Here is a 12,437-nt window from a genome sequence, read left to right as displayed (position 1 = left end):
GCTGTGTGCCATATATGAAAGGGGCCTTACGGCCCCTTCAAATACGCTATTGGAATAATTCTTCCGGCGGCGAGTCGGTGAAGATAGTGCTGCTGTCCTGGGTTTCGGTGGCATACTCGGTCGGCTCAGTGCCGGCGCGGAAATATTCAAAGTCGCTGGTTTGGTCTGTTTTGCGACTCAGTTTGCCACTGGCCAGGTCTATGCGCGCCGACACTATCCCTTCGGGCGGCACTATAGCTATTTCTTCCGTTCCCTCTAATGCGTGCAGCATGAACTCGTTCCAGCCCGGACCGGCCGTTTTCGCACCGGCTTCGGCGCCTGAAATCTGATCCTTGGCGCCATTGGCGTTCCAGGCGGTACGACCGAGTTCGCGGCTGTGATCATCAAACCCAACCCAGAAGGTGCTGACCAACTTGGGGTTGAATCCACTGAACCAGGTGTCGCGGGATTCGTTGGTGGTACCTGTCTTACCGGCAATATCGTGACGTTTTATCAGCCTTGCCGCCCGCCAGGCCGTACCGTTCCAACCTGTGCCCTGGCTCCAGTCACCGCCACCCCAAATCACGCTCTTGAGTGCATCACCTATCAAAAATGCGGTTTGCTTGGAAATAACCCGTGCGGCATAACGGGCATCCGTGCCACCGCATGGCGCCTGTGACGTGCCCGTTTCCTGCTGCAGCGCATCGATCATGGATTGCATTGCCTGCTCGTCGCGTGGTGGCGGCTCGCATGCCAACGCCGGATTGGCCTTTTCCGCCAGCGTGCCATCGGCATACTCAATGCGATCGATAAAATAGGGCTCCAGCAGGAAGCCGCCATTGGCAAAACTGGCGAAAGCGGTGACAACCTGCAGCGGGGTGACCGAGGGTGAACCCAGGGCCAGAGATTCGTTATGGGGCAGATCGGCAGGATCAAAGCCAAAACGGGTCAGGGTCGCTATGGTCTCATCTATCCCAATATGGCGCATGGCCCGCACCGACATCACGTTGATGGACTGAGCCAGGCCCACTCTAAGACGGGTTGGCCCGCCATAGATATCCGGTGAGTTTTTGGGGCGCCACACGGTTCCCTGACGGATATCGGGTTTGTTAATGGGGGCGTTGTTGATCAGGGTTGCCAGGGTAAAGTCTTTTTCCAGCGCTGCCGCATAGATAAAGGGTTTGATATTGGAGCCCAGTTGGCGTTTGGCCTGAGTGACCCTGTTGTACTGGCTCTGGGAGAAGCTGAAACCGCCCACCAAGGCCAAAATAGCACCATTTTGAGGATCCAGGGTGACTGTGGCACTGGAGACTTCCGGCACCTGGGAAAGTTGCCATTGCTCGCCATTATGGCGGACCCAAATACGTTCGCCGGGATTGAGCACATCAGCGGCCTTGGTGGGAGCGGCTCCCTGACGTTTGTCGCTGATAAAGCGGCGGGCCCATTTGATGCCATCCCAATTCAAGGTCAGTCGCTCTCCGGTGCCCAGCAACACCTCCGCCGCCTGTTCTGCCACACTCAGTACCGCGGCCGGCTGCAATTCCTGAACGGCTACAGTGCGTTTGAGTGCCTTGATAATTTCCGCATCGACAGGTGGGGTATCCTGCCACAAGCGCTCTGCTGCGCCCCGATAACCATGGCGTTCGTCGTAGGCATACACGTTATTGCGCAGTGCTTGCTGCGCCTTAAGCTGCAGGTCTGAGGAAATGGTGGTGTAAATGCTGTAGCCACCTGTGTAGGCTTCTTCCTCTCCAAATTTTTGGACCAGGTAATCGCGAGCCATTTCTGAAATATACGGGGCGTACAGGTCAATTTCTGCGCCGTGGTATTTGGCGACCAGAGGTTCGGCCAGTGCCTCCTGATACTCGCTGGCGCTGATGTAACCCACTTCATTCATACGCATCAAGACCACATTGCGGCGCGCCAGAGCGCGATCGGGTGCGGTCACGGGATTGAGTGTTGAAGGTGCTTTGGGGAGGCCGGCAATCATGGCCATTTCGCCAAGGGTGAGGTCTTTCACCTCTTTTCCAAAGTACACCTGTGCCGCTGCACCTACACCATAGGCCCGCTGGCCCAGATAGATACGATTTACATAGAGTTCGAGGATCTCATCCTTTGTGAGAAGCTCCTCAATATGGAAAGAAATAAAAATCTCTTTCACTTTCCGTATGATAGTTTTATCTCTGGTGAGAAAGAAGTTGCGAGCAACCTGCATGGTAATGGTACTGGCGCCTTGTTTTTTTTCTCCGGTAGCCAACATGACCAGAGCGGCCCTGACCACACCGACAGGATCGATACCGCTGTGTTCATAGAAACGGGCATCCTCGGTGGCCAAAAAGGCCTGCAGCAGGGGCTTGGGAACTTCATCCAATTTGAGAGGAATGCGGCGTTTTTCGCCGAATTGGGAAATGAGCTTGCCATCACTGCTGTATATTTTCAGCGGTGTTTGTAATTTCACCGTTTTCAGGGTGGCTACATCCGGCAGATCGGGCAAAACATAGAAATATGCCGCTGCAATAGCGCCAACACCGAGGAGAGCTAGACTAAAGAGGGCAATAAGAATACGTTTTAACCACTTCACCAGAGTTTTCCAAATTTAATCACGGGCCACACAGTATATAAGGCAGCATTGTCTTGGTGAAGTAAAATACAGCGTCAAAAAATTGCCAATTGTAAAAGCCTTAAACATTTAATACAAATAGCTATAACGAGTTGATTTTGTGCTAATCTAACTTCTGCAACCAAAACAATAAGTGACAACAGACTATGCTTTCAAACTTATGGAAGCGTCAGGCTCCGCAGATGGTGGGTGTTGATATAGGCTCCCACGAAGTCAAGGCGATACTGCTGAGCAAGACGGCTGATGGCTATAAAATAGTGAGTCATGCTGCGGTCCCCGTTAAAAAGGGGGCCGTTAACGATCATGATATTCGGGATTCTGCTGCGGTGGTTGAAAGTTTACGGCAAGTGCGGCGCGCGCTTCCCAAAACTTGCAAATTTGCCTCTGTGGCTGTTTCGGGCTCGGCAGTGATGACCAAGGTCATCTATATGGATGCAGCGCTGAGTGAATCTGAAATGGAAGCCCAAATCGAGATTGAAGCTGATAACCTGATACCCTATTCCCTGGACGAAGTCAGTATCGATTTTGAAACGCTCAGCGCCAATTCGACAGATCCCTCCAAGGTGGATGTTCTGCTGAGCGCCTGTCGTACCGAGAATATTGATGCCCGGGTAGATGCTTTGGAGGAGGTCGATCTCCAGGCAAAGGTCGTTGATATAGAAGGCTATGCTCTTGGTCGTTCTGTTGAACTGATTTATCAGCAGTTGCCGGAGGGAGCCGATCAGAAAGTCATTGCCCTGGTCGATATAGGTGCCAACATGACCACCTTTGCCGTGGTTGAGGCCGGCGAGACCGCCTTTATCCGCGAACAGGCCTTCGGCGGTGAGCAGTTCACCCAATCGATTTTGTCTTTCTATGGCATGTCCCATGAACAGGCGGAAAAAGCCAAGATTGAAGGGGACTTACCACGGAATTATATGTTTGAAGTGCTGTCGCCCTTCCAGACGCAGCTGTTGCAGCAGGTAAAACGTACCCTGCAGATATACTGTACCTCCAGCGGTCGCGATAAGGTGGATTACATAGTGTTGTGCGGTGGCACTTCACGACTTGAAGGCATGGCGAATTTACTGACAAATGAACTCGGTGTGCATACTATCATTGCAGATCCCTTTCAAGGGGCGTTGCATGCCGATGAACAGACTAAAAATATCCTGCAGCCCAATATCAGCAAATATATGGTTGCCTGCGGCTTGGCATTAAGGAGCTATGGTCAATGGCGAACATAAACTTATTGCCTTGGCGGGAAGAGGCCAGGGAAAAAAGTAAACGGGATTATCTTGGTGCACTTGCCGCCACTTTTCTGTTATCCGCCCTGCTGGTATACGGCGCTTTGGTGGTGCTGGATATGATGACCGAGGAACAGCGTGGCAGAAATGCCTATCTGCAATCGGAAATTCAGTTGCTGGAAAAGCAGATCGCAGAAATAAAGAAGATCACCGAGCGTAAAAAGGATATTGAACGCCGCACCGAGATTATTCTCAACTTGCAAAGGTCCCGTAACCTGCCGACCCACGTGCTGGATGAGTTGGTAAAAATTGTCCCTCCAGGCATTTATCTTTCCAGTGTGGAAAAGAAAGGCAGTGTGGTGTCTATTGAGGGACGCAGTGAGTCGAACAATAACGTGGCTAACATGATGCGTAAAATGAAGGCTTCTCCTTGGCTCGATGATCCCGCAATGCAGTCGATTGTGGCTCAAAGTGACGATGTCCGTCAGTTGCAAAGATTTACGCTTAAGGTGAATGTGGTTGACAAGGCAATGCTTGAAGCTGGGAAAGATAATAAGGCTGCCGGCACCAAAGGAGCTGCAAGATGAGTCTGGATCTGAGCCAATTCAACGATATTGACTTTGAGAATGTAGGTGGATGGCCTAAACAGGTTAAGATCGTATTTGCCACTTTTTTGGCGTTGCTGGTATTGGTTGCCGGCTATTTTATGTTTGTTGCCGATGCGGTTGATGTTCTCAAGGCCGAGCAGCAAAAAGAAGTGCAGTTAAGAGAGGACTTCAAGTCCAAGTATCAACTGGCTGCGAATTTAAAGCTGTATCGCGAACAGTTGCAGGAAATGGAAGCCCAGTTTGCTGAACTGCTGAAAATGTTGCCTTCAGAAAATGAAATGCCGGGTCTGCTTGACGATCTGACCTTTGTGGCAACCGATTCTGGTCTGAAAATCAACAGCTTGGATTGGGAGCCTGAGGTGCCAAGGGACTTCTACATCGAGTTCCCTATCAGAATGTCAGTGGCCGGTGATTACCATGATATGGGACACATGGTCAGTGGTGTTGCCAAGTTGCCGCGAATCGTTAGCCTGCATGACTTTGTGATTAAGCGCACTGAGAGCGGTTTGTTGACCATGGATATTTTGGCGAAAACTTACAGATTTAAAGAGGGGGCTGAATTACCCTCTGAAAAAGACGCCAAGAAAAAGGCTGGAGGAAAGTGATGATGAAATACTTGCCTCTGGTCTTAACCAGCTTATTTTTGACAGCTTGTGTTGACGATCGTAGTGATTTGGAGCTATTTGTTACTACAACCAAGGCACAACATGTGGCCAAAATTCCGCCACTGAAATCGCCACCCCAGTTCGAGCATTTTGCTTATCAAGCCGAATTAATGCGCAGTCCCTTTATACCTCCTTCACGGGAATTAACTGAAGAGGTATTGGATAAGACCAAGGATTGTCTGCAACCAGACTTAAAACGTCGCAAGAGCCGCTTGGAAACCTATGCATTGGATAACCTTAAAATGCGGGGTACTTTGCAGGAAGGTGAGCAAATTTGGGCTCTAATCCAAACCAATGATGGCGACGTGTTTAGATTGGGTGTCGGTGCATATTTAGGCATGTATCACGGTCATATCAGCAAGGTGACGCCCGTGAATGTCGAAGTCATAGAATTAATTCCGGATGGTTCGGGCTGCTGGTCTGAGCGCACCAGCAATATGGAACTCTCTGGAGAATAACCTGCGAAGGATATGGGAATGATGGAATCTTCTGCCGCTTTTATTACAGTGTCCGGCCGGATGTTTAGATTAATGCTGGGTTTAAGTCTCCTGATGGGAGCAACATCCGTGGCGCAGGCAGCCAATCGTCTGGTTGATGTTAAATACCATGGCGTAGTTGATCATCAGGTTGAGCTTGATTTGCAGTTCGAGCAGCCGATATTTGAGCCTCAAATCAACTTGAATGCGACACCGGCTCAGATCAAGATGACCTTTGCCGACAGTATTTCTGGTTTGGAAAAAGACAATTTGCCCATCAATGTGGCCGGAGTTGAGTCTCTGCTATCCACACAGGAAGGCGGCGATTTGGCTTTGACCTTGAACCTCAGCCAGGTAAAGCCCTATCAGGGCCTGGTGATGGGCAATAGCTACCGACTGGTTATCAATGACGAAATTGCTGCCGAGGGCCAGGATCGTAGCAGTCCTTTTGTTAACGGTATCAAGAGTCTGGACTTTCACCGCAATGAGACGGGCGGTGGTGAATTGCTGGTCAACCTCAATAATCCGACCGTGGCAGCCAATGTTGAACAGGTAGGTGCCAAGCTGGAGATCAGTTTTTTCAATACCGATATCCAGTCCGACATGCTCTACGTCATGGATGTACAGGATTTTGCCACGCCGGTGAAGAGCTTTGAAACCTTTAAAGAGGACATGACTACTCGAATTCAGGTGGATGTAGCGGGCAATTACGAATACAGCTACAAGCAGGAAGGTAATCTGTTCCGGGTCAGCATGAACAAGGTGGAGCGTGCCGATGCCATTAAGGAAGAGAAGAAGTACAACGGCCGTACCTTATCTCTGAATTTCCAGAATATTTCTGTGCGTACCGTGCTGCAGATTATTGCGGATTACAACAATTTCAACCTGGTCACCAGTGATACGGTTGAAGGCAGCATCACACTGCGTCTTGATGATGTTCCCTGGGATCAGGCCCTGGATTTGATTTTGCAAACCAAAGGTCTGGACAAGCGCATTGAAGGTAACATCCTGATGGTGGCTCCGGCCGAAGAGTTGGCCATTCGCGAAAGTCAGGAGCTGAAGAATCGTCAGGAAGTGCAGGAGCTGGCACCACTCTATTCCGAATACCTGCAAATCAATTATGCCAAGGCTGCCGACATAGCCGAACTGCTCAAGGGTAAAGACACCAGCCTGTTGACCAGTCGTGGCAGCGTGGCCGTTGATGAGCGCACCAATACCCTGTTGGTCAAGGACACGGCTGAAACGCTGGAAAACATTCACCGCATGGTGGATGTACTGGATATTCCTGTGCGTCAGGTATTGATTGAATCACGCATGGTGACTGTGAAAGATAATATTGCCGAAGACCTGGGTATCCGCTGGGGTATCTCGGATCAACAGGGCACCAAGGGCACCTCTGGCACCATTGAAGGGGCGCAGGATATGTCCAATGGTGTGATCCCGTCGGTCAATGATCGTCTTAACGTTAACCTGCCTGTGACCTCCACCAGTGCGGCCAGCCTGGCGTTCCATGTAGCCAAATTGGCTGACGGTACCGTGTTGGATATGGAGCTGAGTGCGCTGGAGCAGGAAAATAAAGGTGAAATTATCGCCAGCCCCCGTATTACCACCTCAAACCAGAAAGCGGCATATATTGAGCAGGGTGTGGAAATTCCCTATGTGCAGGCGGCATCCAGTGGTGCCACCACGGTAACCTTCAAAAAGGCGGTACTGTCATTGCGGGTAACACCGCAAATTACTCCTGACAACAGGGTGATACTGGATTTGGAGATCACCCAGGATACTCAGGGTGACACAGTGGATACGCCGACAGGTCGCGCCGTGGCCATTGATACCCAGCGCATCGGTACCCAGGTGCTGGTGGATAACGGTGAAACCATAGTGCTCGGTGGTATCTACCAGCAGAACCTGATCTCCAGGGTCAGTAAGGTACCTGTGTTGGGCGACATCCCCTTAGTGGGCTTCCTGTTCCGCAACACCTCGGATTCCAATGAGCGGCAGGAACTGCTGATCTTCGTGACCCCGAAGATAGTGACAGAAAAGATCTGATTTTAGCGTGACACACAAAAGGCCGGCATCTTGCCGGTCTTTTTTTGTCTTCAGCTAATTCCATCATTCATGCAGGACAAACTTGCGTTTCATGGTGCTGAACTGAGATAATCCCGGGTCAAGTCTCATTAGAGCAAGGTAACACATAGGTCGGCTTGAAACTAAGTCGGCATAGGCAAACTCTTCATAAGATTCAGACGTACAAGAAATGGCTGAAAAACGTAATATTTTTCTCGTAGGCCCTATGGGCGCAGGTAAAAGCACCATAGGTCGTCATCTGGCGCAAATGCTGCATTTGGAATTCCACGACTCAGATCAGGAGATCGAAAACCGTACCGGTGCTGATATCGCATGGGTGTTCGACGTTGAAGGCGAAGAGGGATTTCGTCGCCGCGAGGCTCAGGTGATTGCTGATTTGACCGAAAAGCAAGGCATAGTGCTGGCAACCGGTGGCGGCTCAGTACAAAGCAAAGACATACGTAACTTCTTGTCTGCCCGTGGGATAGTAGTATATCTGGAAACCACAATAGACAAGCAGGTCGCCCGTACCCAACGTGATAAGCGTCGTCCGCTGCTGCAGGTGGATGATCCCCGTTCCGTGTTGGAGAATCTGGCCGAAGTCCGCAATCCTCTCTACGAGGAAATTGCCGACGTGATAGTCAAAACCGATGACCAGAGTGCCAAGGTTGTCGCCACCCAAATCGTAGAACAATTGGGATTTTAAAATGTTATGAAACAGGTCTTGGTCGATTTAGCGAGTCGTAGTTACCCCATCTATATTGGCCGGGACCTGTTTAATCATAGCGAGCTTTGGTCCGGCTATTGCCGTGGCAAAAAAGTGCTTATCGTCAGCAATGACACAGTTGCCCCCCTGTATCTCCATGAGCTGAAGCAGCAATTGGGATCCTGTGCCAGCCAGGTTCAGCAAGTGATCTTGCCCGATGGCGAGCAATACAAGACCCTGGCGCAGCTCAATACCGTCTTTACCGCCCTGCTTGAAGGCAATTTTGCCCGCGACAGCTTGTTGGTGGCTTTGGGTGGTGGTGTGATCGGTGACATGACAGGATTCGCTGCCGCTTGCTATCAGCGAGGAATCGATTTTATCCAGGTTCCCACCACCTTGCTGTCCCAGGTCGATTCCTCTGTGGGAGGGAAAACTGCGGTCAATCACCCACTTGGCAAGAATATGATAGGTGCTTTCTATCAGCCCAAGTTGGTGATGATAGACACGGATTGCCTGCAAACCTTGCCTGCCCGGGAGTTTGCCGCCGGTATGGCCGAGGTTATCAAGTACGGTATTATCTGGGATGCTGCCTTCTTTGAGTGGCTTGAAGGCCATATTGAGGCATTGAAAGCCCTGGATGAGCAGGCGTTGCAGTATGCCATTGGCCGCTGTTGCGAGATCAAAGCCCAAATCGTTGCCGAAGATGAAACCGAGCAGGGGGTACGCGCCTTGCTGAATCTGGGGCATACCTTTGGCCATGCAGTCGAGGCTGAAATGGGTTACGGCAACTGGCTCCATGGCGAAGCAGTGGCCACTGGCATGGTCCTTGCTGCGCAAACCTCAGTAGCCATGGGGCTCATGGATGCGTCAATTCTTGGACGTATCGAGGCCTTGATAGAGGCATTCGACCTGCCCACCCAGGCTCCCGAGTCCATGGACTTTGACAGCTTTATTCAACATATGCGGCGCGACAAGAAAGTGCTCGCCGGCCAAATCAGATTGGTGTTGCCCCTTGGGATTGGCAGCGCCAAGGTGACTGATGCCGCCGGTGACGAGCTACTCAGACAGGTCATCAACCGCATGTAACAGCGGGTGAGACGTGACAGATTCCACATCCATACTTCTGCCAACCCAGGAAGCGCTGCTTGAGCGTTTGCTTTACGTTGCCAGTTACAGTCAGCAGCTGCGGGTGCTTTCCGGCTCCAAAGGGGTGGGGAAATCCACTTTGGTCACCGCCCTGGTGAGTGAATTGGAGGAGTACAACTCGGCGCTGGTCATATGCCCCATGCACGCCTCCGCGGCTGAAATCCGCCGAAAAATACTGATCCAACTGCTCGCTGATCCCTTGTTTGATGACGAAGTGCCGCTCACGGAAACTCTTTTGCGTTTGGCGGCGGATTTTTCCAGGCCCATTCACATAGCCATAGATGATGCGCACTTTATGCCGCTGGAGCTTTGGGCCGAATGCCTGCTGCTCAGTGAAATTCGTTGTGGCGGTCGGCCCATATCGGTAACGCTCACCTCTGAGCCTGATATGTTGGAATCCCTGTCGTCCTCCCTGGCGCCGGAGCAAAGGGAGCTGATATTGCAAATCAGCATTGAGTCTTTGCCCATGACCGAACGGGAAGCGCTCTATTTTACCCTGATGAGTCGCAGCGACAGCTTGCCCTATGTGCCGCGTGAGATAGTAAAGGCCCAGTTGGAGAAGCAATCAGGCAGTCCTGCAGAAGTGGTTAATCTATTGCGTAAGGCGCTCGAACCGGAATCCCATGCTATTAAGGCCCACAAGCCCCTGTGGTGGGTGGTCGCAGCGGCGGTTGTTATGCTCGCTGTCGCCATCGGATGGTTCTGGCCAGCCGACAAGCCGGCTAATCAGTGGCCAACACTCACGGGAGAAGCCATTCCCTGGGGAGAAAGGCTGTTGCAGGAATACTTTGCTGAACGCCAGCAAAGGGTTGAAGATGAGCAAGAGCTTTTAAGCCATGAGCCGACGGAAGCCGAACGCGCTGAACCACAAGAGGACAATAATGTCGCAGTGGCTGCAGTGACCGCAGTGGCTGATGCCGTTGAGGATGAGCAAGGCATGGCATCAGAATTACTGGCAGACGCCCAGGCGGTGGCACAAGTCCAGACGGGCGAGCTGCCGAAGGTCGAAAATGGAACCCCCGTGGTTGAGTTGAGTCCCTCTTCGCCACCACAGGAAACGGGGCAGGTCGCACAGATGCAAGAGGAGCAGGAAGTGGGGATGCCTCCTGCATTTCCTGTTGAGGGCTTTACCCTGCAACTGGCGACCGTCAGCAAGCGCAGCTCTATTTCCCGGGTACTCAAGATGCTGCCCAAGGACGTCAGCCCCATCCTGGCCCGCTACCAGCAACAAATTGTGATATTGGTGGGTCAATATGACAGTATGGAGCAGGCTAGACAGGAAGCCGAAGCCCTATCACGTCACAATTCCAAGCTATCCCCCTGGATAAGGAACTGGCGCCATCTGGCGCAGTATCAGCCCCTGGAGGCGGAAGCGCAGTGAATTTTGCTATTAAACAGAGTACAATCATTCACTTCTTTAATTGGGGCGACCTTTCCTGCAAATGACCAAGAAACAAAGAGCCTTTCTGAAATGGGCCGGTGGCAAGTTCAAATTGATGGACGAGCTGTCCAGGCATTTGCCCAAAGGTGACAGGTTGGTGGAGCCCTTTGTCGGTGCAGGTTCGGTATTTCTCAATACGAATTACTCTTCTTATCTTTTGTGTGACATCAACCAAGATCTCATTGGCCTGTACCAGATAGTCAAAGACAGGGCGGAAGAATATATAGCTGCTGCCAAGGCCTTGTTCTGTGAAGAAATGAACAACAAGGAAGCCTATTACGACGTTCGTCAGCGCTTTAACCGCAGTAAAGATCCCTTCAGTCGTGCTGTGTACTTCCTGTACCTTAATCGTCACGGTTTCAACGGCCTTTGTCGCTACAATCGTAAGGGCGAGTTCAATGTGCCCTTTGGCTCCTATAAAAAGCCTTACTTTCCTGAGCAGGAAATTCGCGCTTTTTCAGTGAAGGCGCAGAAGGCCGAGTTCAAATGCATCGGCTATGAGCAGGCCTTTGAACTGGCAGGTCAGGGCGATGTCATTTATTGCGATCCCCCCTATGCGCCACTGTCGAGTACGGCCAGTTTTACCACCTATGTAGGTGCCGGCTTTACGCTCGATGACCAGGCGCTGCTGGCGCGTTATTCCCGCCATACTGCCATGGAACGTGGTATTCCTGTGTTGATCAGCAACCATGATATTCCACTGACCCGGGAGTTATACCACGGGGCCAGATTGGCGACCCTACAGGTGCAGCGCAATATCAGCCAGAACGGCAGCAAGCGTAATAAAGTGGATGAATTGATGGCGCTCTATGATGAGACTTATCATCTGGAGTCCATTGACTGAGCCTGAAGCAAGTGTTTTAGCTACTAGCCATAGGCCAGCCTGGGCCGAGGTTCAGGGCGCCAGCACCACAGACACCAAGAGCACCAATCCCAGCACCAACCCAATGGCCAGTACCAATCCCATGATGATATATGGCATGGGGGAGGATTGGCTGAAATCCTTACGTCGATTTTGATCGGACTGCACCCCAAAAAATGCCGCCAGGGTACTGAGAAAAACCTGCCAGAAAGAAGACTGCATCAGATCTCGTCGCGAGCCGAGGACGGTGATTTGTCCATGGGCTTGTCCTGATGGCCGTTAAGCAACTCCAGCAGGTCGATGAAGTGAAATTGTCCTGAGCGACTGTTGCCGCTGAGCCAGGAGCCCCAGGTTAAATCCCGGGTTTGGGTTGCACAGCGGTTATTGGGGTGACTTGCAGGTAAGCTGTTGTTATAGCGTATTTCACCGCTGCATGCACAGGCAACCGTGGCTGAATCATCTGCGGCCTGGATCCAGGCGCCCAAGCTGGCAAAGCATGCTGCGCTCAAGCCAAGAAGAGCGGCCGACTTCACGCTGGCGAATTTCCTGAATTGATGGTTTGTGCCTTTCATTGGGCTTCCTTGGCCGAAAATGCAGATGGGCGGATTATATCAAATGCGAACGGTTTTTGAACAGTTTTC

The 12,437-nt window shown here is 51.5% G+C and carries 12 protein-coding genes; 9 read left to right on the top strand and 3 right to left on the bottom strand.

Features of this window, described 5'->3' with window-relative positions; all coding sequences use genetic code 11:
- Window positions 1-46: 46 nt before the first annotated feature.
- Window positions 47-2,560: a penicillin-binding protein 1A gene (locus JYB84_RS17135; protein ID WP_207321214.1), complete on the bottom strand. Its 2,514-nt coding sequence runs from the start codon at window positions 2,558-2,560 to the stop codon at window positions 47-49.
- A gap of 185 nt (window positions 2,561-2,745) precedes the next feature.
- Between JYB84_RS17135 and JYB84_RS17130 the strand changes: the two genes are divergently transcribed.
- The 9 genes from JYB84_RS17130 (at window position 2,746) to JYB84_RS17090 (ending at window position 11,778) form a co-directional block, all read left to right on the top strand.
- Window positions 2,746-3,825, top strand: a complete 1,080-nt coding sequence (locus tag JYB84_RS17130; RefSeq protein WP_207321213.1) for a pilus assembly protein PilM — start codon at window positions 2,746-2,748, stop codon at window positions 3,823-3,825.
- On the top strand, window positions 3,813-4,412 hold the full coding sequence (locus JYB84_RS17125; protein ID WP_207321212.1) for a PilN domain-containing protein: 600 nt from the start codon (window positions 3,813-3,815) through the stop codon (window positions 4,410-4,412). The genes JYB84_RS17130 and JYB84_RS17125 overlap by 13 nt, the downstream gene beginning before the upstream one ends.
- On the top strand, window positions 4,409-5,038 hold the full coding sequence (locus tag JYB84_RS17120; RefSeq protein ID WP_207321211.1) for a type IV pilus inner membrane component PilO: 630 nt from the start codon (window positions 4,409-4,411) through the stop codon (window positions 5,036-5,038). Before JYB84_RS17125 ends, JYB84_RS17120 begins: the two co-directional genes overlap by 4 nt.
- Window positions 5,039-5,040: 2 nt before the next feature.
- Window positions 5,041-5,556 (top strand): pilus assembly protein PilP, encoded by a 516-nt coding sequence (locus JYB84_RS17115; RefSeq protein ID WP_207323284.1) that lies wholly within the window; start codon window positions 5,041-5,043, stop codon window positions 5,554-5,556.
- Window positions 5,557-5,616: 60 nt separating this feature from the next.
- On the top strand, window positions 5,617-7,623 hold the full coding sequence (locus JYB84_RS17110) for a type IV pilus secretin PilQ (protein ID WP_407696041.1): 2,007 nt from the start codon (window positions 5,617-5,619) through the stop codon (window positions 7,621-7,623).
- 208 nt (window positions 7,624-7,831) lie between these two features.
- Window positions 7,832-8,347, top strand: coding sequence for a shikimate kinase AroK (gene aroK / locus JYB84_RS17105; protein WP_207321210.1), 516 nt, complete (start codon window positions 7,832-7,834; stop codon window positions 8,345-8,347).
- A gap of 6 nt (window positions 8,348-8,353) precedes the next feature.
- Window positions 8,354-9,433, top strand: a complete 1,080-nt coding sequence (gene aroB / locus JYB84_RS17100) for a 3-dehydroquinate synthase (protein ID WP_207321209.1) — start codon at window positions 8,354-8,356, stop codon at window positions 9,431-9,433.
- A 13-nt stretch (window positions 9,434-9,446) separates the two neighbouring features.
- On the top strand, window positions 9,447-10,874 hold the full coding sequence (locus JYB84_RS17095; RefSeq protein WP_207321208.1) for an AAA family ATPase: 1,428 nt from the start codon (window positions 9,447-9,449) through the stop codon (window positions 10,872-10,874).
- Between the two features lie 61 nt (window positions 10,875-10,935).
- A complete protein-coding gene (locus JYB84_RS17090; protein ID WP_207321207.1) occupies window positions 10,936-11,778 on the top strand; it encodes a Dam family site-specific DNA-(adenine-N6)-methyltransferase in 843 nt (280 codons plus the stop codon).
- A 51-nt stretch (window positions 11,779-11,829) separates the two neighbouring features.
- On the opposite strand, the gene JYB84_RS17085 is transcribed toward JYB84_RS17090, so the two are convergent.
- Together JYB84_RS17085 and JYB84_RS17080 are read right to left on the bottom strand one after the other, a co-directional pair.
- A complete protein-coding gene (locus tag JYB84_RS17085; protein WP_207321206.1) occupies window positions 11,830-12,018 on the bottom strand; it encodes a DUF2970 domain-containing protein in 189 nt (62 codons plus the stop codon).
- Window positions 12,018-12,368, bottom strand: a complete 351-nt coding sequence (locus tag JYB84_RS17080) for a hypothetical protein (protein ID WP_207321205.1) — start codon at window positions 12,366-12,368, stop codon at window positions 12,018-12,020. Before JYB84_RS17080 ends, JYB84_RS17085 begins: the two co-directional genes overlap by 1 nt.
- Window positions 12,369-12,437: the final 69 nt, after the last annotated feature.

It is taken from the genome of Shewanella cyperi, from assembly GCF_017354985.1.
Taxonomy (GTDB): domain Bacteria; phylum Pseudomonadota; class Gammaproteobacteria; order Enterobacterales; family Shewanellaceae; genus Shewanella; species Shewanella cyperi.
Note: the sequence above shows the minus strand (reverse complement) of the source record. Positions and strands in the feature narration are given on the sequence as shown.